Raw genomic sequence first — 24,353 nt, 5'->3', positions numbered from 1 at the left:
GTTAGGGTTTTCGTGGACTGATTAAAATTACATAAAGATTGTCCTTTACAATATATTTAGACAAAAAAAATACTGACCTTTGTCCTTTTGAGACATAGGTCAGCATCCTTAAAACAAGCTATTTTATTCTGAAATTCAGGAATTGAAATCAGAAAGGCTGTTGGCATCACCAACTCGCAGCATCCGGTACCCTACACCGATATGCGTTTGAATATACTTCGGCTGCCGGGATGGTACTTTTTCTATCTTTTTTCTCAAAGTTGCCATGAAAACACGCAGGGCAGGAATATCATTGGCATAATTACCCCAAATTTCATTTATAATGAAATTGTGTGTCAGTACTTTTCCGATATTTTTGGCTAACAAACATATAAGTTTATACTCGATGGGAGTCAAATGTATTTCTTCTTTATCCAGCCAAACGCAGCCTGCTGCATAATCAATTTTCAAATTCCCGTTGATAAAGGATGAAGCATCGCTTTGCAGTCTTTCATTATCATAGCGGACCCTTCGAAGGCTGACCCGCAGCCTTGCCAGAAATTCATCCACGCTAAAGGGTTTTGTCAGATAGTCATCTGCTCCGGCGTCCAACGCATCAATTTTATCCCGATCCTCGCTGCGGGCACTGACTACGATAATAGGCATATTGGACCATGTCCTGACTTTTTTGATAATACTGACGCCGTCCATATCAGGAAGTCCCAGATCCAAAATCATAATATCCGGTTTTTTAGAAACGGCTTCAAGAATAGCACCCTCACCTGTTTCTGCTGTATGGTATTGATAATTCTGTGTTTTCAGCGTTGTAGATATCAGTTTCCTGATGGCTCTGTCATCCTCAACAATAAGGATCAAAGGTTTATTCATGCATATCCACCTCCTCAGCCTGCAGAGTAAAGCCGAATATAGTACCCTGCGGGATATTGTTTTTTACAAAAATCTCACCTTTGTGGGCTTCAACGATGGATTTGCAGAGGTAAAGCCCCAGTCCCAGTCCCCGTCTACCATCTCCGCGGATATTGCCGGCAGTGTAAAACATGTCAAACAGATTGATTTTGTCTTTATCGGGTATGCCGGGGCCATCGTCAGCAACTTCTATGACTGCTGTTTCTTTTTCATGTCTGGCGGAAATAAAAATGTGAGATCCTGCCGGTGTATATTTAATGGCATTATCTATAATGTTGATCAGAACCTGTATGATCAGACGATAATCCATTTTTGCCATCAGCAGCTCATCATCCAAAATCATTTTGATATTATGCTCCGCACTATTGCGGCTGACATGGAGCAGAGCTTCAGCGATAACCTCTTCCAAAAGCTCCGGCTGCATATTTAAATTCAGCATATCATTGTCAATTCTGGTGATGGAAAGCATATTTTCCACAAGCTTAATCAGCCACGCTGAATCATCATATATATCGGTATATAATGCTTTTTTCTGCCTTTCAGCCAGAACTGCAGAGTTTCTCATGAGAATGCCGGCATTACCGGAAATACTGGTAAGCGGAGTACGCAAATCGTGAGAAATGGTCCGAAGCAGGTTGGCACGCAGCTGTTCCTGCTGTATCCGCATAGAGATTTGTTTTTGTTTTTCATTAAGCCGTTCCTTCTCAAGAACCATTGCGCACTCTCCGAGCATGGCAATCATCAGATTATTTTCATAAGGCTCCAAGGGGAATTTACTGTCCATGGCTATTCCCGCCACTGCAAGAACTGTGTCATCTCCGTGCACTGCAAAGTACAGACATTTTGCAGCGGTAAAAGTATCGGTGGTGGCACCGGCTTTTTTGTTGTTTTTATAAACCCATTCGGCCGCTGCACGCTCATCAGCTCCGAAATAAACCTGCGGGTTATCCGATGAGTCATCTTTTTGAAAAACAAATGGTTTTGAAAGTATATTTCCCTGAACAGAATAAAAGATCACTGTTCTGTCCAGCAATTTTAACATTTGCAATGCAGTCTCACGTAAAATATCTGTTTCATCTCTTGCCTGTTGCAATTTCCTACTTGTTTCCAAAAGCACCTCTGTACGATATGCTTTTTGTGCGGCTTGGCGGGCCTGATTTTTTACACGTTTGGTCAGTGTACCGGTGATGAAGGCGGCTGACAGCATAACCATGAATGTGACAGGATAGCCGGAGCTATAAGCCTGGAAAGAAAAGACAGGTTCAGTAAATAGAAAATCAAATATAAGTACGCAAAACACCGATGATAAAACACTGTATATACGGCCTTTTGTGATCATGGCATTGATCAGAACACCTAAAATATAAATTGTGATGATATTTGCATTACTGAAGCTAAGATATTCAAACCATAAGCCTATTAAAGTACAAAAAATTAAAACAGCGGCGGATTTAGCCGAATCAATAAATGATATTTTCATGGACATTGCAATTCCGGGATATTTTATGCGGAAAGATGACTGCGTGTCGGGTATAATATAAATATCGAGCGCAGGAGCAAGAGAAGTCAATCTGTCCACATAATTGGTTTTTCTCAGCCATTTTTGCAGATGCCCGGAGCGTCCCATGACAATTTTTGAAACCCGGCCTGCCTTGGCATATTCTGCAATCTGAGCGGGAATATCATCTCCGTACACTGTTGCGATCTGCGCACCCAGCTGTTCAGCCAGTCTGGTATTTTTTCTCAAAGCAGCCTTGTTTTTATTTCCTGATTTTTGTGTGCCGGATGTTTCCACAAACAATGCTGTAAATATACCGTGGAAAGCGGATGACATTCTTGCCGCAGTACGGATGACTTTGGCATTGGAAGGCGCTGAAGACAGACAAACCAAAATGTGTTCACGCACATAGGTACTGCTGTCTTTCAAAGGTCCGCTGTTTTGTATTGCTGTGCGATTGACCTGATCTGCTGTGCGGCGCAGAGCAATTTCACGCAAGGCAATCAAATTGTTCTTTTTGAAAAAATTAACAAGCGCGCGCTTTGCCTGCTCCTTATGATAAATTTTTCCTCTTTGCAGTCTGTCTATCAGATCATCCGGTTCGATATCTATAAGTTCAATCTTATCAGCACTGTCGAAGACATTGTCAGGAATGGTCTCCCGAACGGAAATACCGGTAATAGAGGCTACAATATCATTTAAGCTTTCAATATGCTGAATATTGATCGTAGTAAAAACATCAATGCCTGCCCGCAGCAATTCGTCAATATCCTGATATCTTTTTTTATGGCGGCATCCCTCCGCATTGGTATGAGCCAGCTCATCAACGAGAATGATATCAGGTTTTCGCTCAAGAGCGCGATCCAGATCAAATTCCCTAAATGTGACGCCTTTATAGGATATTTGCAAGGTAGGCAGTATTTTTAACTCATTTGACAGTGCCATAGTTTCCGGACGGCTATGGGGTTCAATGTACCCGGCGATTATATCAATGCCATCCTTTTTTATCCCATGAGCATCTTTCAGCATAGTAAAGGTTTTTCCGACTCCGGCGGCATAACCCAGGTATATCTTTAATCTGCCGTGTTTTTTCCCCGGAAAAGCTTCGTCAGGCTGTCCAGGCAATGCTTCCGAATCAGCTTGTTTGATCGGCATAAAGATCCGCCCTTCTTTTATAAAGATTATATATAAAAGTATAGCATAAAGAGAATTAGGATAGCATTACGGCTTTATCAATAATGTTAAGATTACATTAGGATGGCTGTAAGAATGATGAAATACTAGAATATATGCTTACCGAAATGAAGTTGCTTCTTTTTATATCTGCGGCAGCGGGGCCGGTTAATTTTGATGTAATATTTATGCCGCCCATTTTATTTTTATACTATTCTTATTAAAAAGAAATTATAATAAGAATTGGGAATGATCACTCCATTTACGGAGAAAAATGCCATACCGTATGATACAGATGGAAATTCAATGGATGTTTCAGACGTATAAAAATTAATGTAAATTTTAAATTTATCAGGGGGACAGATGTATGCCATTTGATTCAGACTCTTTTAAAGATCGGGATTCCTATCCCGATAATAATGATAGCTTGAAATGTAATACGGGGAAAAGTATCATTCATTTATTGATACCTAAAGCATCTGTGGCACTTTTGGATGCTCATTGTACTTTGCGGCAGGGACTTGAAAAAATGAGATTTCATGGGTATTCAGCGATACCCGTCATTGAAAAAGACGGAACTTATGTTGGAACAGTCAGCGAAGGGGATTTTTTATGGCATATCCTGGTAAATGAAACTTATGCTATGAAATCACAGGAAAACTATTTTATTTCAGATATACTTCGAAGCAAATGGAACCTTGCTGTAAAAATTGATGCGACCATGGATGAACTTCTGCTGCGTATTATGGATCAAAATTTTGTTCCGGTCATCGATGACAGAGAAAAATTTATAGGAATTATAACAAGAAAAGATGTAATAAAATATCATTATGATTTATTGAAAGATGGGAAACAAAAGGATTGATGCTTTCTCATGAATCAAAAATTGCGTTGGCCGTAGGTTTCTTCCAGTAATTTTCTATGATTTGCACTTGCCATCTTTTGGAAAAATAGATGGTAAAATAGATGGTAAAATAAAGAAATTAAACAACAGATTGACGCCGTTCAATTAAATGGTAAAGTAGTTGGGCGTTTTTTGTGTTTAAAAATAGGCAAAAAACAGCTGCTAAAAATTCAATAAAAGCTCTTTTAAATTTCGATAAAAAATTGGCAGCACAGGTAATGGAGAATGATGATATTATTGACCAGCTGCTTATCGAAACAGAGGACGCCTGCATCTTACTTATAGCCAAACAGCAGCCAATAGCCCATGATCTTAGAGTGATCGAAATAAATCCTTGCAAATACTGCAAGGTATACGGACAATATAAACATATTATGTTATAATATGTCCCAGGTGTTATCTACCGAAACGATAAGGCGGTCAATAGAAGATAATGATTTATACTAAAAAAACAGTATTATTTGACAAGCAAAAAATCTTATGCTATAGTAATAAATGTACTAGTATGTAACGGGGACGTAATGGTTTCGACGGGGGCAGATGATGTACAAGAAGCGAGCCGGGGGGTCATCAACCCGTTAGTAAGGTGAACACTTTTATTAAACATAAAAGCTAACGAAGATTACGCTTTAGCAGCTTAATGCTAACCTCTTTTGTTTCTTTTCTCGCGCGAAGCAAAAAGAGGACAATTGCGAGATACCCAGTATCCAATTCTCGGAGGATGTTGGGGAATTTTATCGAGATAGGAAAATGAAGCTTTGTTTGTGTAGATTTGTTGACTGAAAATTAAACACAAAATGCGCTCGGAGAAACTTGTGCAGCAATGTTTTCGGACAGGAGTTCGATTCTCCTCGTCTCCACCAGTCGTATGACAAATATTTCTACTGTATGGTAGGCGTATTTTAATTATAAAATTTTTTTTGATACTATTATGCTCTCGAGAAAGGTATCTATAATTTCTCTTAACTGACTAACTTTTTTACCTTTCTCAATAAAGGATCTTACCAAATTAATTATTTGTTTTTTTGTTGGCACAAAATTATCAGAACTTTTAAATTTGTTTATTTGCATGTCAATATTATTAAGGCGCGTTTTATTTGCTAAAATTCTCTCGCGTATTATATCTCCGGTTTGTCCATCTTCAGCTAAATCAAGCAGATTGTTAATTTTACCTGTTATTTCGTTACGTTGTTGTTCGAGTAATTTTTTTTCTCTATTATCTCCAGAAGATATTATATTGATTCGTTTTTGTACTTCAGTGGTAAGCAGAGGGATTAGTTTAGGATTTAATAATTGAATATTTATATAATTTAAAGTGGCAGTTTCAAGCCACTCTTTTTTGATTCTTATTCCTTTGCATCCATTCATTGTTTTATTGTTATTGCAACAGCGATAATAAGAATATTTAGTTCCTTTGGTTGATATAAATGTACCTCCAGTCATTCGTGATCCACATTTTGCACAAAATACTTTACCTGTTAAATAATAAGGAATTTTAGCTTTAAATTTAGCCGTTGCATGTTTGTCGGTAAGCATGCGGGTTTGAACTTTATTCCATATTTCCTGTGAAATAATAGCTGGCATACCGTTTGGAATTTCTATCATATCGCTTGAATCATTCATATGATTGTTTCTTGTATGCAATTTCCCACCTGAAACACGTCCAAAGGTATATATTCCTATATATTTTTTATTACGCAAAATGTCATATAAACTGTTTTTGCCAAAATGGATACCGCGTTTAGTTCGATAGCCATTTTGATTCAATTCTGTAAGGATATGATTATATCCAAATCCGGCAGCTCGAAGTTTAAAGATCAAGCGCACAATAGGCGCTTCTTTTTCATTTACAATATATTTAAGATCTGGCCCAACGTCATAACCTAAAGGTGGAGTACCACCATTATGGCGTGCCTTATATGCGTTTTCCCTCTGCCCTTTCAATGCTTCCTTAGCTAGATTACGGCTATAATACGCAGCCATACCGACCATTACAGTTTCCATCATTTGACCTTCTGGACTGCTATCTATGTTTTGAGTGACATATTCATAATGCACTCCATATTTTTGTAATTGTGCCTTATTATAGTAGTAATCATATTCATTACGTGCATTACGATCAATTTTATGAAAAATGACTGCGGAAAACATACATGACTTAGCATCTTTAATAAGTTTTTGAAAAGCCGGCCTGTGATCATTAGTACCGCTAAAGGTTTCATCACAATATTCATTAATGATACTATAACCCTTATTATAGCAATATGCTTTAGCCGCACGTAATTGAGCTGTGATTGATTCTTCTCTTTGATTGTTGGATGAATATCTTGCGTAAATTGCAACTTTCATAAAAAATAGTTCCTTCCTTAAGTTAATAGAAATATGATTGTATTAGAGGTGAGTGATATAAAATAGGATGTTCATTATGGACATCCTATGAAAAATATGCGAGTATATAATACTCAATGACTTTTATAGATATCTTTTAATTTTTGATTAATAAAGAAATTTTAATTTTTAAGGGGTATAAAATGGAAATTATACTTATGGATAAAGAAATTCCTGTAATAGAATTAAATATAAATAATATATCTGGCCGCATAAAAGAAATTATTAAAATATATAATGAAGAATATTTACCATTACCAGTTAAATATCAAACCGATAAAGAATACGCATTAGAATCCTGGATAAAGTCTCGAAGTATTTCAACTTCTCGACAAGATTTATCAGTTTTATTAGAAGCTGCAGATGTAGAAACTGCTAGCGCACTATCTCTTAAAAACTTAGGATTAAATCTATCTGATCAGTATTGGTATAGACCTAAAGAAGCTGATATAACTTGGAAACAAGTTAATTTATTTGACAATCAATTTAATACCCAAGGTTTCTCATCTTCAGATGATATGCCATCATCATATTCTCCTGATATGAGTTCTAATGGAGAACTTAGAAAATTTTGGACCATAAAAAATAATAAGCGCTATCTGTATAAAGAAAGTACAGCTCCTTATTATCAGCAAGCCTATAATGAAGTTTTTGCGTCGAAATTGCTATCTAAGTTAAATATCCCTCACGTTACGTATAAATTAGATGTTTTGAAAGATAAAACATATAGTGTTTGTGAAACATTTATAGATCATGACACAGAGTATGTTCCGGCGCTGTACATTCGGAATGCTTGTAAAAAAAACAACAATGAAAATGATTATAAACATTTTCTTCGTTGTATGAAAGTGTTAAAAATACCTTGTAAAAGGGAATCTATTGACACAATGTTAGCATTCGATTATTTAATTAATAATAATGATAGACATTATGGTAATTTTGGTTTTATAAGAAATGCAGAAACATTAAAATTCATAGGCTTTGCACCTCTATTTGATCATGGTAATAGCCTATGGTATAAAGATATAACTAAAAACATGAAACTTAAAAGCCAGGAGGCAAAACCATTTAGAAGTTTACACGAAAATCAAATTAAGTTACTAGAAGAATCTACCATATCTGTAGAAGATATTACTGAAAAAAATATTACTGAAATTGCCCATGATGTTTTTGAAAAAAATTCACTTATTGATAATGAACGTATTAGGCGTATAATATATAATATTGATTTTCAGGCACAGCAGTTAAGGAAAATAATGACAAATTCATTTAGACGGTAATATATTTACTTTTTTAAAAAATTTTCGTTAAAAGGTTAAAAGAAGGTATAAACGTGAAGCAGATATGTAATTTGGATTTAGCTAAGTATAAAATAGAAAAGGAACAAAATATTATACTCGCCAAAAAATACTTAGTTTCTTCAATATATAATACCGCAAAAATAGAAGGTTGTAATGTCACTTATCCAGACACGCAGACCATTCTTGCCGGAGCGGTCATAAATAATGTTTCCGTGGATGATATCCAAACGATCTTAAATTTACGCGACGCTTACAGGTTCATGATTACCAGCATAAATACCCCTTTCTCACTAGAATATGTTTGCAAAATTAATGAATATGTTTCCCGCAACGAAAGTTTGCAATGGGGGGTACTAAGAAGTGGTGATGTAGGCGTCGGTGGTACAGATTGGAAACCAGAAATTCCTGATAAAAAAAACACGGAAGAAAAGATTAAACGAATACTGGCATTAAACAATCCGATAGACAGAGCTTTAGAATATTTTTCATATGCAGTGAAAAGCCAATTGTTTTGGGATGGGAATAAACGTACTTCTATAATAGCCGCAAATAAAATTTTAGTAAGCAATCAATGCGGTATACTGAATATCATGCAGGAAAACATAGCGGAATTTAATAAAACTTTACTATATTATTATAATACCAATGATAACCATCCACTGCGAAGATGCCTTAAGCGTTCAATATATTCGATAGATAAGGGATTTAACATGATTAATTATTATGCTGCGGAAACTGGACTATTTATAAAAACAGCAAATAAATTGCTGCGTGAGGGGAAAAGCCTCCATGATATAAAAGAATTTTTCAAGAAGTTTGTCTTAGATGATAGACAAAATGACGAAAAAAATAAGCTGCTGGAATTGCTTAAACCATTTAGCAATGGCAGATAAAACAGCATTGACAATCCCCACGCCTAAAGGCTGGGGATTCTTGGTTTGACAACCATTGCGCATCCACAGAAGTATCTGCGACTTATACGATTTCCCCAAGCGTAAATTTCCGTGTATCCCACGGTCCCTAGGCTAGGGGGGGAGAACCTGCGTCAGTATATTCTTTACCGCGTTTATATCGCGATTATGATGCGTCCCACATTGTGGCAGTCCCATTTGCGGACGGACAGACTTTTAATCAGCAATTTCTGCTATCCTCAGCAACCGCAGATCTGGATGGACGGATATATGCACATGGACGCAGGGCAACACGGATGCGCTGTTCGCAGACAAGCTTATGTTAGCTCACTATGACTGCCCGTACGAGTTAATGTTAAGGTTAGCTCCCTCATCTATCCGGTATATTAAAAGCCAGTCAGGTTGAATATGGCATTCACGAAAACCTTTGTAATTTCCGATCAAGGCATGATCCTTATATTTGCTTGGAAGAGACTTCAGCTCAATCAGAAGTTCAAGAACCTTTTCAAGATAGGCTGGATTATATCCACGTTTCTTTATTTTTTTAAAATCCTTCTTAAAAGCAGTACCATATTCAATTTTCAGCATTTAAATCGTCCATAAGTTCTTTTACAGTGTTGAATTTTTTGCTCATGTTGCGATGATTTACAACGTCATCCATGGAAGCCTTAGTCCTTGCATTATAGGAAGGATTAAGTGATAAATTAAAAGGGATTCCCTGTTCTCTCACTACGGTTTTAGCAAAGATAGTAAACGCTGCGGTTGTTGTTAAACCTAAAGAAGAAAATACTTTTTCGGCATTTTTTTTAAGATTTTCATCTATTCTAATGTTTAAATTAGTATTAGCCATAAGATAAGCACCTCTTTTTTATTTATATTATAGCTTTTTATTTATCACATTGTCAATAAAATTATAAACAATGTCATTACAAAAGACTTCCAATGAAGGAAAAGGGCATGAAGAAATACAACGATTATATCCAGACAGTAATACGCTACTTATCACGAAATGACGAGCTGCGTACATATTTACAAAACCTTGAGGCTGATAAAGCTGCAAAGGAAGAAATGCTCAAGACCATCATACACCCGATCACAGCGCAGTATGTTCTGGGAGCAGCGACTTAAGCAAGGTCGAGCAGGAGACAGCGCGAAAAGAGAAGCTGCAGCATGAAATTGTCGAGCTGAATCTCAATATCACAGAAATCTGGACAGGGTGGATCGAGCAATGCAGCAGCTTGATGCCGAGTCGCAGATCATCTTGAAGGGCCGGTGGATTGAGCGCGATTCATGGGGGCACTGAAATATAAAGACCAGCCGAAGAAAACATGATGAAGCTCTGCAGAGCATGGCAACAGCTGTATTCGGGCCGAAAGCGGTCCCTGAACAGCTGTCTTTCGTGTTTTTCAAGTAACCTGTGGATAAATCGTTGTTGCCGAAATGACCCTTTTACGACTTTTTTAGGACAAAAGACGATCCTTTTTCAACCTATTTTTTACCGAAAACCGTGGTATACTAAGCTTATAATTCAATAATGACATTATTGAATATTAGAAGTCTTTGCATCAACTTGCTCTTTATTTTTGGATGTACTTCCATGTAAAAAATAATATAAAAACATACAAATAATAACAACGATAGCTAAAGCTTCATATAGTCCACGAAATTGAAGAAATGGGATAATAGTTCCTAATAAAAGTGGACCAAATCCTACACCTAAATCCATGAAGATAAAAAAGGTCGATGTAGCTAACCCTATTCGATGGCTTGGTGAAATATTAATAGCAATAGCCTGAGCACAAGACATGTAGGTTCCAAATCCCAGCCCAATAAAAGCACCAGCTGCTAAAAGAAGAAATCCTTGATGAGTTTGACTAAGTATATAAAGGCCAATAGCAAATACCACAAAGGATGGATACATCACAAAATTGTCCCCTTTTTGGTCAAACAATCGACCTGTAAATGGCCTGGATGCTACAGCAAATACCGCATAAACAAGAAAAAAGAATTTCCCAGCCTCAATTAAATTAATCTCTTTTTCAAAGGAGGTAATAAAGCCGAGTATACTTGAAAAACCAATACTAATAAAAAAAGTAATAATCGCAATCGGAATTGCTTTGCGTTCGAAAAAATTACCTAGTGAAAAACCTTGCATTTGCTTTAGTTGTTCTTTTGTTAATTTAACTTCAGGCACTACTAAAATAAATGTTGCTATACAACTTACAGATAGTAAAATAGCACCTAAAATTAAATTGTTATCTAAGTTTCCATTTTGATAAAGGTAAATACCTAAAAATGGACCGATGGCTGTACTGAGAGTGACAAACATTGCATAATAACTGGTACCTTCTCCTCTTCTTTCAGCAGGAACAATTTGTGCCATAATCGTTCCTGTTGCGGTTGAAGCAACTCCAAACCCTATACCCTGTAAGAAACGTACCCCAAAAAGAAATAATAAATTAACTGTTTTTAGATTTAGCAGGGTAGAGAGTAAAAAAAGAATTAGCCCAAAGTAAAGTGCTTTTTTCGTCCCTAGTCGTTCTATTGATCTACCGACGAAAAGACGTGCAAAGAGCGCCCCTAAGATAAAAATACCACATGCAAATCCCGCGTCACCTAATGAAGCATGTAAATTTGTCATTGTATAGTCAGCAATTATTACCATTGTCAAATAATATGCCAAATTAACAAGAAAACAAATTATGCAATCTATCACAAAAGCTTTGGTCCATAGTTTTGATTTATTCATTTTTATCACCCTTAATATTATTAAACTGTCTTATTATTAAAAAGCAGCTTTAAATCACCTTTTTCAACTTATTCATTGGATAATTATAATTTCCCCTGATCGGTATTATCTGTTTCGTTAAATTCATTTTTCCAAGCTTTTTCATAGCTGAAAATTTTCAACTAATATCACACACATTGATTGAGCAGCAACCTTTATTCCGGTGTTAGCATCATACTAATATCTGGATTTTGTTTTACTGGCATATACATTGGATTGTTAAGATTTAGTTGGATAATTTTTATAAGACCAATTGCCTAAATTCTGCCGTTTTTAAGTCCAAACCATCATAGGCAACTAGAATCACAGAATACAACATTTTTTCACAGCCTTTCATTTATATCCGCTTATAGTGCAGCATTGTTCCCATACTTCTTTAAGATTTTTGAATATGTAACAAATATAATTATAATATTATTTATTAATAAATAAAAATATATAATTAATTATGAAATCATTCTTTTAAAGCTATTAAGGAGATATATTATGGACTTAATTCAATTGAAATATTTTCAAGTTGTTGCTCAATTAGAAAATGTAACACGTGCAGCAGAAGAACTTCACATTGCGCAACCTTCACTCAGCAACACAATCAGACGGTTAGAGAAAAGTATAGGAGTTCCTTTATTCGAACGCCAAGGAAGGCGAATACGGCTAAACCAGTTTGGTGAAGTTTTTCTGCGAAGAGTGAAACGCATCTTTGATGAATTGGAGCAAGCCAAACGTGAATTGGCGGATATGGTAAGCCTTGAATGCGGAAACGTCACAGTGGGAGCTACTATATCTCAAATATTCCCAGATCTTTTCGGAAAATATTTAACATATTACCCGAACGTTAAATTTCGTCTTATTCAAGTTGCAGGACGCCTAGAAATACCACAGCAACTTATCAATGGAGAATTTGATCTCTGTATTTCTTCTCTGCCAATTGAACAACCTATTGGTCAATTTAAAATTCACCGTGAGCCTCTGGTAACTGAGGAAATTTTTTTGGCAGTACCAGCAAACCATCGTTTAGCTATGCGAAATAGTATACAACTCAGCGAAATAGCTGATGAATCATTTATTAGCCCACCAAAAGAAGATGGGCTTAGAGATATTACAACTGATTTCTGCAAACAAGCGGGATTTGTCCCTAATATAGTTTTTGAAAGCAGTACTACTGAAGTAATATGTAGCTTAGTAAGAACTGGTCTCGGTGTTGCTTTTCTTCCCGCGTTTTGGTTGAATGAAAAAAGTGCCGATTCACTTGTTAGATTACATATTAAAAATCCTTCTTTACAGCGAACAATCTGGTTATCATGGGTGAAGGATCGTTACTTACCGGCTGCAACTCGTAATTTCAGTAAATTTATAATTAATTATTTTTCACAAGTTGAGATTAATAAATAACTCACTTGATTGTTATAAAGGAATTAAGTTTGAAATATAACATGTTCTGTATATAGGTAAAGCTTTGATATAATCTCTATCTTTTTCCTGCTCCACAACACAAATTATTTTATACTATCGTTTTGCGAATATATGTGGTAATATAAGTATATAATAACTAAACAAAAAATTTCAGTATCAGCTTACCACGTATGATATTAAGTTTATATTTTATTACTTTTAGTTTACCAGTTAAAAGATAAATATTTATTATTAAATTCAATAATAAAAAATTTTATAGTAAGCGTTCACGTCAGCCAACGCACTTTCTTACTCAATGTTTTTTTGAGGGGAAAGTGCGTTTTTTGTCGTTTAATATGCTGCTTATAAGGAGAAAAAATATGTTAAAAATATCTTTGAAACAAAATCTCATAAAATTGGGGATCGCTTTCTTTTTCACTTATTCATCTGTGGCAATAGCATTGCCGGTCGTTTCCATATTTGTGAAAGAGAGTCTAAATCTCTCCAATTGGTTAGGCGGTTTTGCTGTTGGCGTATCGTTCATTTCAACAATTTTTTCCCGAAAATATGCCGGGAATTTTGCTGATAATAAGAGCAGCAAAAAATGTTTTATTCTGGGTTTTATTATCTACATGTTTGCAGCACTCATTTGCATGGGAGCTTCAATATCAAATTTGGGAGTTATAGTGTCATTCATGATCCTTATTGTAGGAAGATTACTGCTCGGCATAGGAGAAAGCATGTCGACTGTGGGTATCACGGGTTGGCATCTATTACAGCTTGGTCCTGAACATTCGGGGAAGATACTTGCTGTCATGGGAATGGCTATGTATGGGGCATTTGTATTGGGCGGACCTATGGGACTTGCACTCTATAAAGCGTTCGGTTTTAATGCGGTGATGGCGGTATCGTTTATAATGCCAATTATAGGTATTATGCTATTTAGAACAGCTCCGGAAATTAAACCTCAGAAGTTCACCAACAGAACAAAAAAATCATTTTGGGGACTTTTAAGTCTAATATGGAAACAAGGAGTGACAATAACACTTCAAGGCATAGGGTTTGCTGTATTAGGCGCTTTTATATCTCTTTATTTTCAAAACCAAGGCTGGCCGTATGCCGGTGCAGGATTGTCATTATTCGGTCTCGGTTTTGTAATAAGCCGTATTCTTTTTGGTTCATTGCCTGATAAAAAAGGCGGAGTGAAAGTTGCACTTGCCTCTCTCATTGTTGAAGCATTGGGTCAGGGCTTGTTATGGATGGCGCCGCACTACGCACTTGCATTATTGGGAGCCTTATTGACCGGATTAGGCTGCTCAATGATCTATCCAGCTATGGGCGTAGAGGTCATAAAGAAAGTTAGTCCTGCACAACGCAGTACTGCATTTGGCGGATTCTCGATGTTTCAGGATATAGCTTATGCATTTTCGGCACCCATTGGTGGTGTCATTGCTGATAGATTTGGTTATTCTTCAATTTTTCTTCTAGGTTTCATAGCTGCTATTACCGGTATTGCAATAGTTTGCAGCATGATAGAATACAAATACAATGAATATTAGTGTAAAAACAGATTGAAACAGGCTTATAACAGTTAATACTGCATTTTTAACCGAATTTTTTTAAATCTTCTTACCGTTAGGTAAAAAGCGCTTATTCCATATATAAGCAAGATAAGAATATCAGTAAAAAAATGGGGAGTGTGACCTGAAAGTATTATATTCCGCACAGCTGGCGCAAGATAACTAAGCGGCAGGATGGCAGAAATGATCTTATTAAATAGCGGCATAGCAGCAATTGGAAAAGTGGAGCCCGAAGACATAAAGATAGGAACGGCACAAATAATGCCTATCTGATAAAAGTAAAACATAGCTTTAAAAAAGGAAATCAAAAATGCACCCAGGGAAGTAACGGTAAAGACCACTATTGCTCCTAGAAGTAATAATTTGAATATGTTACCGTGAAATATCGTTCCGGTTATAGCTGTGGCAGCCACTATAAGCAGACTATAGTAACAAAATCCCATAAGCCAAAAAGGCAGTAGCTTTCCGGCTATAACGTATTTTTCATCAAATTTATTATACTTTTGTGTATTATATTCAATTAGAATAGAACCTGATGAACAGAAAAATAATGCCATATGAAAAGACATCATTAAGAGACAATAAACAAAATAATCGGTGTAATTGAGAAATGGATTATATAATATCCTATTTTGCATTTGAACAGGAGAAACCATATTTTGTGCTTGTTCCAATTGATATCCTTTTTTTAATAATAGTGCTGTTCCCATATTTTGGGATAAGTTATTTATTATATTTTCTGCGTTGATTACCGCACTGCTCCCCACCATTATATTTGTTTCATCCATTTCAAATAAGACAGGACTTGACATGCCGGCACCTATCTTTTTCATGATATCAGGAGGAATATCCACCGCCGCAGCAGCTGTTTTATTTTCCAAATAACTTTTCATTTCTTCCTGTGAGCTGCAGTAACCAACAACAGAAAAATATTCAGAGTCTTCAAATGACTGATCTATTTTTCGGCTGGCTTGCGACTGGCTTTCATCATAAATGACCAGCGGAATACTGTCAACGGAATGTTTAAGAAACAAATTATTGAATAATATAAAATAAGCAAGAGGAATAATAAGCGGTATATAGATTAATTTAGGAGCTTTTGATATCATCCATTTAAATTCTTGAGTGGCAATCCTAATAACAATCATCTAATTTTTCTCCATTAATCATTATTTTTTTTATTATTCCGCCGACGGCAGACAAATACAGTTGCGATCATTAAAACTATTCCCGAAAGATAGAGAATGATGCTATTTTTATATAAATCATTGGAAAATCCAATGAGCATGATATCACGAACAGTATCTGCGGTATATGTCATTGGCAGAAACCGAGAATATATATACACAAACATTGGCTTGGCGATATCCGGCCAGGTATAACCGCTATATATAAATGAGGGCATTATATATAGCAGGACAAGAGGAGAAATAGGCTGGCGATGATTTACGGCTAAGGCAGAGATGAAAAAAGCAAAATTGCATATTACAAAACTAAACGCACTGTATATTAATAATATATCCATAAAATTACCACGCATAGCTATATTAAAAAAATTTATACAGATAACACTGCCAATGCTTCCGGCCAATATGGATAAAAACCAATATAATATCAGTTTACCCGTAATAATAGTAAGCAGGGAATAAGAAGTCCATAAGGTTTTTGAATCAAATTCCCGTACGAAAGCTAAACAGGCAGATAATAATAGACTTATCTGAATGCTGTTAGTCACAAGACCAGGTAGTATGAATGATGAATAGGAAGATGTAGGATTATATAAAATACGCGTACTGAAATTTATTGGCAGATATGTGCCCGGTTCCAGAATTTTTGAATTATATGTGGAAATTATTTCTGATGCATATAACTGTACTGTAGAGCCTATGAAAAAATCTCTGTAAACAAACTTCCACTCGAAGTCATAAGGTCTTCTATGGTACAATCTAGTCATAGGAGGAGGCCTTTTTATCATGGCAAAACAGCGCAAAGAGATTCACAAGGTTGAAATGACCGATGGAAAGCGGGCTATTATCCAGCAGCTCTTCCAAGAGTATAACATCGAGAAACCAAATGACATCCAAGATGCCCTGAATGATCTGCTTGGTGGCACCATCAAGGAGATGATGGAGTCTGAAATGGATGAACACCTGGGCTATAGCAAATCGGAACGCTCCGACAGCGAGAACGCCCGTAACGGTTATAAACCAAAGCAAATGAACAGCAGTTATGGCAGCTTTCAGATTGACGTTCCTCAGGATCGGCAATCCTCATTCAAGCCACAGGTTGTCAAGAAGCGTCAGAAGGACATCTCTGCCATTGACCAGAAAATAATTTCCATGTATGCCAAAGGGCTGACGACCAAGCAAATTTCTGAAACCATCGAGGATATCTATGGGTTTGAGGCATCAGAAGGCTTCATATCGGATGTCACTGACAAAATCCTGCCCCAGATTGAAGAGTGGCAGTGTCGGCCACTTGCCAGCGTCTATCCTATTATCTTTATTGACGCCATTCATTTTTCGGTACGTCATGACAGTATTGTCAGCAAGTTGGCTGCATATGTTGTGCTCGGCATCAATGAGGATGGCTACAAAGAAGTACTCGCCCTTGAAGTCGGTGAAAATGAAAACAGTAAATACTGGCTGAGTGTTCTGAACGGTCTTAAGAACCGCGGCGTCCAGGATATTCTTATCCTCTGCTCGGACGGACTCACAGCGCTTAAGGAAGCTATTGCTGCAGCCTTCCCAAAAACAGAACACCAGCGCTGTATTGTGCATATGGTACGTAATACCCTTAAATATGTAGCCAATAAGGACATGAAGAATTTTGCCAGAGATCTTCGGACGATCTATACCGCTCCTGACGAAAAAACCGCTGTCAGACGGTTAGAGGAAGTAGATCAGAAATGGACGTCCCAGTATCCAGCAGCCATGAAACGGTGGCATGATCACTGGGATGTCATAACACCAATCTTTAAGTTTTCGATAGATGTTCGTACAGCTTTCTATACAACGAACACCATTGAGAGTTTAAATTCTTCCTACCGCCGTTTAAACCGTCAGCGAAGTGTTTTCCCAAGTTCACAGGCTCTGCTCAAGGCTTTGTACCTGTCCACTTTCGAGGCTGCCAAGAAATGGACTATGCCACTTCGGAATTGGGGAAAGGTAAGAGGTGAACTGGTCATCATGTACTCTGACAGATTACTGGCATGATAGCTCTAACGAAATGACGATTTATTAATTCTTTATTAACTATCATAGAAGACCTTATTTACAGACTTTTATTCATAGCCCCGTACTGTATTAGGATACATTATATTCACCGCATTTATTTCCAGCAAGACACTGCTCTTTTTCTTTGCTTTGATCTTTTTTGCAAAATCGATAGGGATTTCCAGCGCAGCGCTTGCATTATCATCCGCCAAATGATTTATCATATCTTCTTCATTGCTCACTATGGCGATTACGTCAAAGCGTTCAGAATCAAAAAATGATTGAATCAAATTTCTGCTGGCTGCTGACTGATCCTGATCGTATATCACTATTGGCACATTTTTTAAAGTTTGATTTGAAAACATCAGGCCAAAAAAAATAGCATAGAGGATCGGTGCATACAATAACACACAACCGTATTTATTTTCAAAAAAAAGATAGGAAAATTCTCTCATAAAAATAGCAATTATTTTCATATTAAACCGCTAACTCGCAATATGAAATTGCATGCCAGGTCTAATTTGATCTGAATTGACCTGTATTTTTACGTTGAAAGTGATGATATCCTGACCACCTCGTTCACTTGTAGAACGATAGGTAGCAAATTCGGCTTTTTTACTGACATCAACTATTTTTCCATTCAATTTCAAATTGCCGCTTCGGTCTACCACAGTTACCTCGTTGCCAATTGTATATTTAGGCAGATCAGTTTCTTTGACTTTCATATTGATCCAGTTTGACAAAGGGTCCTGCACAGAAACAATAGGCATTCCTGTCGACATCATAGTTCCTTCATCTACATATTTACTACTTATTATTCCATCAAATGGTGCACGTATTTCTGTTTCATCCAGAGAGATCTCAATTTCCTTTAATGCTGCTTGAGCCTGCTCTATTTTTTCATCTATATTCTCCTCATCGGCCTGATCTACGTTTTTCTGCAATAAACCTGCGTTGCTGCTGTCTAGGTTTGCTTGAGCCTGCCGATATGCTGCAGCTGCTTCTTCCAGTTTATTGCGATAACTGTCAACAGTTTGTTCCGATATGGCATTTGCTGACAAAAGTGAACTATAGCGGTGAAAATCACTTTTGGCTAAAGAAAAGTCTGTTTCTGCTTTTTCCAATTGAGCATTTGCATTTCTGGCAGCAGCCTCTGTTGTTTTTCCCTGCAACAGCGTATTAAGCGAAGCCTGCTTTTTCTGTGCTTGCAAGGCTTTGATATTTGCCTTTGCCTGGATTATCTGAGCAGCAATATCCCTTTTATCTATACGTGCCAAAACTTGTCCCTTTTTCACTTGCTCACCTTCACTTACCAAAAGCTCCACAAGCCGCCCCGGTATTTTTGAGGTAATATCAACCTCCGTCGCGTCGGACCGTCCCCAGAGGGTTTTATTATCTTCGGCATCATAACCGCAGCCTGTAAAAAAAACAATGACTGCCAAGCATAAAAATATAAGAGCAGACGAATAATACCCGCATGTTTTCAACATATAAAACCCCTCCCTATTATTATAAAGAACATAAGCAATATCATATCAAATAATAATAAATATGTATAATACAAAAATAAGCATCAATTAATATATTTTATGTATTAATCGATGCTTATTTTTGTTCTAAATTTATTTATAAACAAAGAGATATATTGGAAAACATAATGTTGAATTATTTTTGTAATACTAATTTCAAGAAATTATCAGCTATAATTGGTAATTTGCGTTTTTTCAACCATATAATATAAGGTTGAAGATGTGATGACGGTCTATCGATTGTCTTATAGATCATATCATTTTCTTTGTATTTTATCCAGTTTTCTGCTTTAGGAACAATTGCTATTTCCAAACCTGCTTTTGCCAGCAGCAGCATCGACCGTACATCATCATGCAGGCATACTATATTGGGTTCTATCTCTTTTTTCTTATAATAGGCAAGAATACGATCGGATTGAAAGTTGATAATCAAAGGTTTATCAGCAAGCTCTTCAAATGTAGTAATTTTACTGAATGGTTTGTCATTCCATTTTTTTCGCATAACAGCAATAAGTGGTTCAGGCGGCATTGCTATATAATTGTAGGCTTTCTGATTAAATGGGGGAAATACAACGCTCAAATCAATAATTCTCTTTTCCAACAAAGAAATAATATTATGCCGCATATCGTCGTAAAAACGAAATTGAACATGCGGATATAACTCATTAAATAGAGCAATCTGTTTGGATAAAAAAGGCAGTCCCCATGAAGTGGCGGCACCAATGCTCAATATACCGGAGGTACCTTTATGAATGTCCTGCAGTTTTTTTTCAAGTGTGTTTATTGATTCCAGTATTTCCTTCCCTTCTTCATGCAGCGCAATTCCTGCTTCCGTCAGCTCGATATTTCTGCCGACTTTATGCATTAATTCTACACCTATTTCTTTTTCCATAACTTTTATTTGATGACTTAAAGGTGGCTGTGTAATATTAAGTTTTTTAGCGGCATTTGTTACATTTCCCTCATCAGCAATAGTGATAAAATAACGTAATTTTTTCAAGTCCAGCATTGTCTCCTCCATTTTACATCTTGCATAGCTATACTGATTGTAAAAGAATTTTCAGAATTGTTTTTAATGCACACTTTTTAGACCGCATACTTTCTATTATTTCATAATAACGATACTTTATTCTTTATATATAGTTATAGTATTTATTATTAAGTAGCTATTTAATAATAAATACTATAACTATTATAAAACAACTATTATTTTTTTAGTTTTATTATTGAAGTATACCTATTATCTATTTGACTGAAAACATGTGCGTATTTGCTCGTTATATTAATATCGCTGTGCCGCAATACTTGTTTAACAATCTGCAAGTCCTTCGTTTTACTATATAGCAGTGTACCACAGGTGTGCCGCAGCATATGGCAGCTTATGCCTCTCTTTTTATAGCCTGCCATTTCCAGCCAAGAGTCTATACTGCGCCTAATGCTGCGTCGATCCATCCGGCCTCCTTTATTGCGATTACCGATGGCAGTAAAAACAGCTTTTCCCATTTCATCAGTCTTATTTGTATCAAAGTAACGAAGATTTATGTATTTATACAAATATTCCAAAACGTCTCCGCGGGGATAAATAAAGTCATTATGCCCCTTACCATGTATATAGATAGTTTTTATTTTCCAATCTATGTCAGCTACTGACATTCTGTATACCTCTACAGTACGCAGCCCCTCCAAAGCCATAAGCAATATCATGGCTTTGTCTCTCATATTTTCAATATTTTCCCCATCATCAGGAATGACAGAAAGCAAGTGCTCCAGCTGAGGAAGATCCAAAAACTTCAACGGAGAAATATCATTTGCCTCATATGCTTTAATTCCTATATCTTTAGCCGGATTTTCTTTTATCAAATTTACTTTCAAAGCGATATTGTAAAATTGTTTTATAGCATTAAGTTTACTTTTTATACTGCTTTTTTTCATTTTCAGCTGAACAAGCATATCACGATAATAGGTAAATTCATATTCTGATATTTTCAACGGATGACGTTTATTATAATGGCACCATTCTATATATCCATCTACCGCTGAACAATAATTGCGCAAGGTATCTTCTGCAGGTTCTCCATGAGAAAGATAGCGTTCTAAAAATTTTTTATAATTTAATATAAAATTATCAGCATTTATTTCATGTTCCGGTATAAAATCAGGTATAGACATGAAGCGTTTTGGTATTGTTGCAATTTTTTTTGAAGAGTTCATTTTATACCTCTTTATTTGAATTTTGGGTATGGATCTATTTCTTAAGTCCTATTTTTAATGAAGTAGGACTTAGGAAAAATAAGCAGGAATAGTGCAGGAGAGCCGATGTGCACCATTTAGAAATAAGTAAAACTATAATATATAGTATATCATAGTTTTTACTAAAAGCGTTCTAAAAATCAGCAGATAATATTTTGAACGGCTCAATTAGAGCTTATTTAAGAAAAGAAAAAATAATTTTTGTATGTTTATATGGAAATATATATTTTACATGTAAAAAGCCAAATAAAGCTGTTTTAGACGATTTACGTCAAATTGGTTAATATATATTGGTTATATTTGAATATCTGTTGCCATAAATATACACATTAATATAATTAAAGAAACTTTATAATATTTAATTGTTCTAAGTAGATATTATTATTTTCTTTTATAACCAATAAAAGTATAAGCGTTGAGTAACAATAGATATTATTAAATATCAGTAATTTTTAGAAAATCATTTTTATATTGTATATTTATTGTTCGAATTATTTCTGTCATGGGATTTTTATTTGCACACCACTTTTCAGCTGCTTTTCTCGCATCAAGTAAAATATTAACATCACTGAGCACATTCGCTATTTTTAGATCGGGAAGACCATGCTGCATGGCGCCAAAAAATTGTCCGGGCCCACGAAGCCGCAGATCCTCCTCTGCCAAAACAAAACCATCATTTATCTTTTCCATTAAGGAAAGGCGTTCGACAGTTTTGCTGCTTTTACTGTCAGACAGCAATATGCAGTAGGATTTATATTGTCCGCGGCCAATACGGCCTCTAAGCTGGTGAAGCTGGGCCAAGCCAAAACGATCAGCCCCTTCCACTACCATTATGGAAGCATTGGGAACGTTGACACCTACCTCAATGACAGTGGTGCTTACGAGTAAATGTATTTTATTTGCGAAAAAATCCTGCATTATTTGTTCTTTTTCAATTGCAGAAAGCTTGCCATGTAAAAGTGCGCAATTTATATTTTTAAAAATACCGGTATTTAATTTTTCGAACATTTCCTCAGCTGAGACTGTTTTTATATTTTCAGAAATCTCTATTAAGGGACATACTACATATGCCTGCCTGCCTTCTTTGATTTCCTTTAATACAAATTGATAAATTTTTTCGCGTGCGCTTTTAGTACGTAGAAAGGTTCTTATATTTTTTCGGCCGGGAGGAAGATGACGTATCATGGACACATTTAAATCACCATATACAGTCAGGGTCATCGTCCGCGGTATCGGAGTGGCAGTCATTACCAATACATCCGGTATATGCACAGCTTTAGCTTCCAAATATGCTCTTTGAGCAACTCCGAAACGATGCTGCTCATCTGTAATAACTAAACCCAGATTTGCAAATTCCACCTTATCCTGTATAAGTGCATGAGTGCCTATTATTATCTGCCATTTTCCTGTTTTTATTTGCTGTAAAGCATCTCTGTGCTCTTTTGCAGAAAGACTGCCAAGCAAAAGGCCTGTTTTTATTCCCAATGGATCAAGCAATAGACAGAAATTGCGAAAATGCTGCCTGGCTAAAATTTCTGTAGGAACCATTAAAGCGCTCTGCCAGCCGTTTTCAACAGCTTTGACCAATGCCAGTACGGCAATTACTGTTTTTCCCGAACCTACGTCACCCTGTAAAAGCCGCTGCATAGGAGTAGATGATTGCATATCATTGCATATTTCTGACCATACTTTTTCCTGATCTGCTGTGAGCTTAAAGGGAAGAGCACTATATAGTTTTTTTACAAGAGTGCTGTTAAGCAAACAATGAATGCCATGCTTATTCTGAGTATGAATCTTACGCAGATGAATAAGCCCGCACTGAATCATAAAAAGTTCTTCAAAGATAAGCATTTTGCGAGAAGCTTCAATATCCTCCTCGCTTTTTGGAAAATGTATTTTTCGCAAAGCATCTGCTTTTGTCAAAAGTTTATATTCATTTCTTATCGATTCAGCCAAAGCACAAGGAATATTATGAAGATCACTGAGTGTATCTGTCAGTATACTGCGATAAAATTTTGGTTTTATAGTACCGGGAAGAATATATATAGGAAGAAATTCGCATTGCTCATTTTGCTCATCGTCCAATAAAAAATAGGAAATAATTTGTTTGATGCAGAATTGTCCACTGCCTCCATAAGCATAACTGATTTTTCCCTTGACAAACAAATTCATACCCTTTTTCAAAGATCTTGCTAAAAAGGGTTGATTGAACCATATTATTTGTAATGTACCTGTGTCATCACTCAATAATACGGTGATTATTTTCATTCCTTTATATGATATTTTTTCTTGAATACTTATTATATATCCTTTTACATTAACTGTTTCATCATATTCAATTTCGCTTATTGGCGTTATGTCACTTTGATTATTATAACGTTTTGGATAATATGTCAACAGGTTGTATTTGTTTTCTATTCCCAATTTATTTAATGCTTGTGCTTTTTTTGGTCCTATTCCTTTAACGTATTGTATATTTTCTTCAAAATTCATTTTATCACCTGCAAAGAAAAGCGTT

Annotated in this window: 21 protein-coding genes and 1 other RNA gene; 9 read left to right on the top strand and 13 right to left on the bottom strand. The window is 36.1% G+C overall.

Translation table 11 applies throughout. The features are described from left to right. Window positions 1-135 precede the first annotated feature (135 nt). Window positions 136-867, bottom strand: coding sequence for a response regulator (locus NXG61_RS11325; RefSeq protein ID WP_307225279.1), 732 nt, complete (start codon window positions 865-867; stop codon window positions 136-138). Continuing rightward, window positions 860-3,559, bottom strand: coding sequence for a sensor histidine kinase (locus NXG61_RS11320; protein WP_307225280.1), 2,700 nt, complete (start codon window positions 3,557-3,559; stop codon window positions 860-862). The genes NXG61_RS11325 and NXG61_RS11320 overlap by 8 nt, the downstream gene beginning before the upstream one ends. 385 nt (window positions 3,560-3,944) lie before the next feature. Here NXG61_RS11320 and NXG61_RS11315 point away from each other — a divergent pair, with 385 nt between their 5' ends. The 3 genes from NXG61_RS11315 to ssrA all read left to right on the top strand — a co-directional run bounded on the left by NXG61_RS11315 (window position 3,945) and on the right by ssrA (window position 5,344). Next, window positions 3,945-4,442 carry a CBS domain-containing protein gene (locus NXG61_RS11315; protein ID WP_196604510.1) on the top strand — a complete coding sequence of 166 codons (498 nt, stop codon included), beginning with the start codon at window positions 3,945-3,947 and terminating at the stop codon, window positions 4,440-4,442. Window positions 4,443-4,615: 173 nt separating this feature from the next. Continuing rightward, complete coding sequence (locus NXG61_RS11310; protein WP_307225281.1) at window positions 4,616-4,864, top strand: PhoU domain-containing protein; 249 nt, start codon at window positions 4,616-4,618, stop codon at window positions 4,862-4,864. A 129-nt stretch (window positions 4,865-4,993) separates the two neighbouring features. After that, window positions 4,994-5,344, top strand: a transfer-messenger RNA (tmRNA) gene (gene ssrA / locus NXG61_RS11305). Between the two features lie 43 nt (window positions 5,345-5,387). Here the strand turns inward: ssrA and NXG61_RS11300 are convergent. Further along, window positions 5,388-6,830: a recombinase family protein gene (locus NXG61_RS11300; RefSeq protein WP_307225282.1), complete on the bottom strand. Its 1,443-nt coding sequence runs from the start codon at window positions 6,828-6,830 to the stop codon at window positions 5,388-5,390. A 182-nt stretch (window positions 6,831-7,012) separates the two neighbouring features. Between NXG61_RS11300 and NXG61_RS11295 the strand changes: the two genes are divergently transcribed. Further along, window positions 7,013-8,149 carry a HipA domain-containing protein gene (locus tag NXG61_RS11295; RefSeq protein WP_196603837.1) on the top strand — a complete coding sequence of 379 codons (1,137 nt, stop codon included), beginning with the start codon at window positions 7,013-7,015 and terminating at the stop codon, window positions 8,147-8,149. Window positions 8,150-8,202: 53 nt separating this feature from the next. Beyond that, on the top strand, window positions 8,203-9,063 hold the full coding sequence (locus tag NXG61_RS11290) for a Fic family protein (RefSeq protein ID WP_307225283.1): 861 nt from the start codon (window positions 8,203-8,205) through the stop codon (window positions 9,061-9,063). A gap of 348 nt (window positions 9,064-9,411) precedes the next feature. Here the strand turns inward: NXG61_RS11290 and NXG61_RS11285 are convergent, their stop codons facing one another. Together NXG61_RS11285 and NXG61_RS11280 are read right to left on the bottom strand one after the other, a co-directional pair. Then, window positions 9,412-9,669 (bottom strand): type II toxin-antitoxin system YafQ family toxin, encoded by a 258-nt coding sequence (locus tag NXG61_RS11285; RefSeq protein WP_432748930.1) that lies wholly within the window; start codon window positions 9,667-9,669, stop codon window positions 9,412-9,414. Beyond that, complete coding sequence (locus NXG61_RS11280; RefSeq protein ID WP_307225284.1) at window positions 9,656-9,931, bottom strand: type II toxin-antitoxin system RelB/DinJ family antitoxin; 276 nt, start codon at window positions 9,929-9,931, stop codon at window positions 9,656-9,658. The genes NXG61_RS11285 and NXG61_RS11280 overlap by 14 nt, the downstream gene beginning before the upstream one ends. A 107-nt stretch (window positions 9,932-10,038) precedes the next feature. On the opposite strand from NXG61_RS11280, the gene NXG61_RS11275 reads away from it, so the two are divergent. Continuing rightward, window positions 10,039-10,209 carry a hypothetical protein gene (locus NXG61_RS11275; RefSeq protein ID WP_196603834.1) on the top strand — a complete coding sequence of 57 codons (171 nt, stop codon included), beginning with the start codon at window positions 10,039-10,041 and terminating at the stop codon, window positions 10,207-10,209. 412 nt (window positions 10,210-10,621) lie between these two features. Here the strand turns inward: NXG61_RS11275 and NXG61_RS11270 are convergent, their stop codons facing one another. After that, window positions 10,622-11,830: an MFS transporter gene (locus NXG61_RS11270; RefSeq protein WP_196603833.1), complete on the bottom strand. Its 1,209-nt coding sequence runs from the start codon at window positions 11,828-11,830 to the stop codon at window positions 10,622-10,624. A 525-nt stretch (window positions 11,831-12,355) separates the two neighbouring features. On the opposite strand from NXG61_RS11270, the gene NXG61_RS11265 reads away from it, so the two are divergent. After that, window positions 12,356-13,261 (top strand): LysR family transcriptional regulator, encoded by a 906-nt coding sequence (locus tag NXG61_RS11265; protein WP_196603832.1) that lies wholly within the window; start codon window positions 12,356-12,358, stop codon window positions 13,259-13,261. A gap of 380 nt (window positions 13,262-13,641) precedes the next feature. Continuing rightward, the gene (locus NXG61_RS11260) at window positions 13,642-14,820 is read left to right on the top strand and encodes an arabinose transporter (protein WP_196603831.1); all 1,179 of its coding nucleotides are present in this window, start codon (window positions 13,642-13,644) and stop codon (window positions 14,818-14,820) included. Window positions 14,821-14,852: 32 nt separating this feature from the next. On the opposite strand, the gene NXG61_RS11255 is transcribed toward NXG61_RS11260, so the two are convergent. Both NXG61_RS11255 and NXG61_RS11250 read right to left on the bottom strand, forming a co-directional pair. Continuing rightward, window positions 14,853-15,989, bottom strand: a complete 1,137-nt coding sequence (locus NXG61_RS11255; RefSeq protein WP_196603830.1) for an ABC transporter permease — start codon at window positions 15,987-15,989, stop codon at window positions 14,853-14,855. A gap of 14 nt (window positions 15,990-16,003) precedes the next feature. Continuing rightward, a complete protein-coding gene (locus NXG61_RS11250; protein WP_432748929.1) occupies window positions 16,004-16,795 on the bottom strand; it encodes an ABC transporter permease in 792 nt (263 codons plus the stop codon). Between the two features lie 19 nt (window positions 16,796-16,814). Here NXG61_RS11250 and NXG61_RS11245 point away from each other — a divergent pair, with 19 nt between their 5' ends. Further along, entirely contained in the window at window positions 16,815-18,056 is a 1,242-nt protein-coding gene (locus NXG61_RS11245; protein WP_432748928.1) for an IS256 family transposase, read from the top strand. 68 nt (window positions 18,057-18,124) lie between these two features. On the opposite strand, the gene NXG61_RS11240 is transcribed toward NXG61_RS11245, so the two are convergent. From NXG61_RS11240 to recG, 5 genes are all read right to left on the bottom strand, one after another. After that, window positions 18,125-18,532 carry an ABC transporter permease gene (locus NXG61_RS11240; RefSeq protein ID WP_307225199.1) on the bottom strand — a complete coding sequence of 136 codons (408 nt, stop codon included), beginning with the start codon at window positions 18,530-18,532 and terminating at the stop codon, window positions 18,125-18,127. Between the two features lie 9 nt (window positions 18,533-18,541). Beyond that, window positions 18,542-19,546 (bottom strand): HlyD family secretion protein, encoded by a 1,005-nt coding sequence (locus tag NXG61_RS11235; protein WP_307225201.1) that lies wholly within the window; start codon window positions 19,544-19,546, stop codon window positions 18,542-18,544. Between the two features lie 175 nt (window positions 19,547-19,721). Then, window positions 19,722-20,594: a LysR family transcriptional regulator gene (locus tag NXG61_RS11230; RefSeq protein WP_307225203.1), complete on the bottom strand. Its 873-nt coding sequence runs from the start codon at window positions 20,592-20,594 to the stop codon at window positions 19,722-19,724. 197 nt (window positions 20,595-20,791) lie between these two features. Beyond that, the gene (locus tag NXG61_RS11225; RefSeq protein ID WP_231038490.1) at window positions 20,792-21,796 is read right to left on the bottom strand and encodes a tyrosine-type recombinase/integrase; all 1,005 of its coding nucleotides are present in this window, start codon (window positions 21,794-21,796) and stop codon (window positions 20,792-20,794) included. A 474-nt stretch (window positions 21,797-22,270) separates the two neighbouring features. After that, window positions 22,271-24,328, bottom strand: a complete 2,058-nt coding sequence (gene recG, locus NXG61_RS11220) for an ATP-dependent DNA helicase RecG (protein WP_307225205.1) — start codon at window positions 24,326-24,328, stop codon at window positions 22,271-22,273. Window positions 24,329-24,353 lie beyond the last annotated feature (25 nt).

Origin of the sequence: Pectinatus haikarae, assembly GCF_050916305.1 — a bacterium.
Lineage (GTDB): Bacteria > Bacillota > Negativicutes > Selenomonadales > Selenomonadaceae > Pectinatus > Pectinatus haikarae.
Note: the sequence above shows the minus strand (reverse complement) of the source record. Positions and strands in the feature narration are given on the sequence as shown.

Excerpts from the sequence above, each read along its gene's own strand:
- NXG61_RS11325 (WP_307225279.1), bottom strand. The coding sequence starts at position 867 with ATGAATAAACCTTTGATCCTTATTGTTGAGGATGACAGAGCCATCAGG.
- NXG61_RS11320 (WP_307225280.1), bottom strand. The coding sequence starts at position 3,559 with ATGCCGATCAAACAAGCTGATTCGGAAGCATTGCCTGGACAGCCTGAC.
- NXG61_RS11315 (WP_196604510.1), top strand. The coding sequence starts at position 3,945 with ATGCCATTTGATTCAGACTCTTTTAAAGATCGGGATTCCTATCCCGAT.
- NXG61_RS11300 (WP_307225282.1), bottom strand. The coding sequence starts at position 6,830 with ATGAAAGTTGCAATTTACGCAAGATATTCATCCAACAATCAAAGAGAA.
- NXG61_RS11295 (WP_196603837.1), top strand. The coding sequence starts at position 7,013 with ATGGAAATTATACTTATGGATAAAGAAATTCCTGTAATAGAATTAAAT.
- NXG61_RS11285 (WP_432748930.1), bottom strand. The coding sequence starts at position 9,669 with ATGCTGAAAATTGAATATGGTACTGCTTTTAAGAAGGATTTTAAAAAA.
- NXG61_RS11280 (WP_307225284.1), bottom strand. The coding sequence starts at position 9,931 with ATGGCTAATACTAATTTAAACATTAGAATAGATGAAAATCTTAAAAAA.
- NXG61_RS11275 (WP_196603834.1), top strand. The coding sequence starts at position 10,039 with ATGAAGAAATACAACGATTATATCCAGACAGTAATACGCTACTTATCA.
- NXG61_RS11270 (WP_196603833.1), bottom strand. The coding sequence starts at position 11,830 with ATGAATAAATCAAAACTATGGACCAAAGCTTTTGTGATAGATTGCATA.
- NXG61_RS11265 (WP_196603832.1), top strand. The coding sequence starts at position 12,356 with ATGGACTTAATTCAATTGAAATATTTTCAAGTTGTTGCTCAATTAGAA.
- NXG61_RS11260 (WP_196603831.1), top strand. The coding sequence starts at position 13,642 with ATGTTAAAAATATCTTTGAAACAAAATCTCATAAAATTGGGGATCGCT.
- NXG61_RS11255 (WP_196603830.1), bottom strand. The coding sequence starts at position 15,989 with ATGATTGTTATTAGGATTGCCACTCAAGAATTTAAATGGATGATATCA.
- NXG61_RS11250 (WP_432748929.1), bottom strand. The coding sequence starts at position 16,795 with ATGACTAGATTGTACCATAGAAGACCTTATGACTTCGAGTGGAAGTTT.
- NXG61_RS11245 (WP_432748928.1), top strand. The coding sequence starts at position 16,815 with ATGGCAAAACAGCGCAAAGAGATTCACAAGGTTGAAATGACCGATGGA.
- NXG61_RS11240 (WP_307225199.1), bottom strand. The coding sequence starts at position 18,532 with ATGAAAATAATTGCTATTTTTATGAGAGAATTTTCCTATCTTTTTTTT.
- NXG61_RS11235 (WP_307225201.1), bottom strand. The coding sequence starts at position 19,546 with ATGTTGAAAACATGCGGGTATTATTCGTCTGCTCTTATATTTTTATGC.
- NXG61_RS11230 (WP_307225203.1), bottom strand. The coding sequence starts at position 20,594 with ATGCTGGACTTGAAAAAATTACGTTATTTTATCACTATTGCTGATGAG.
- NXG61_RS11225 (WP_231038490.1), bottom strand. The coding sequence starts at position 21,796 with ATGAACTCTTCAAAAAAAATTGCAACAATACCAAAACGCTTCATGTCT.
- recG (WP_307225205.1), bottom strand. The coding sequence starts at position 24,328 with ATGAATTTTGAAGAAAATATACAATACGTTAAAGGAATAGGACCAAAA.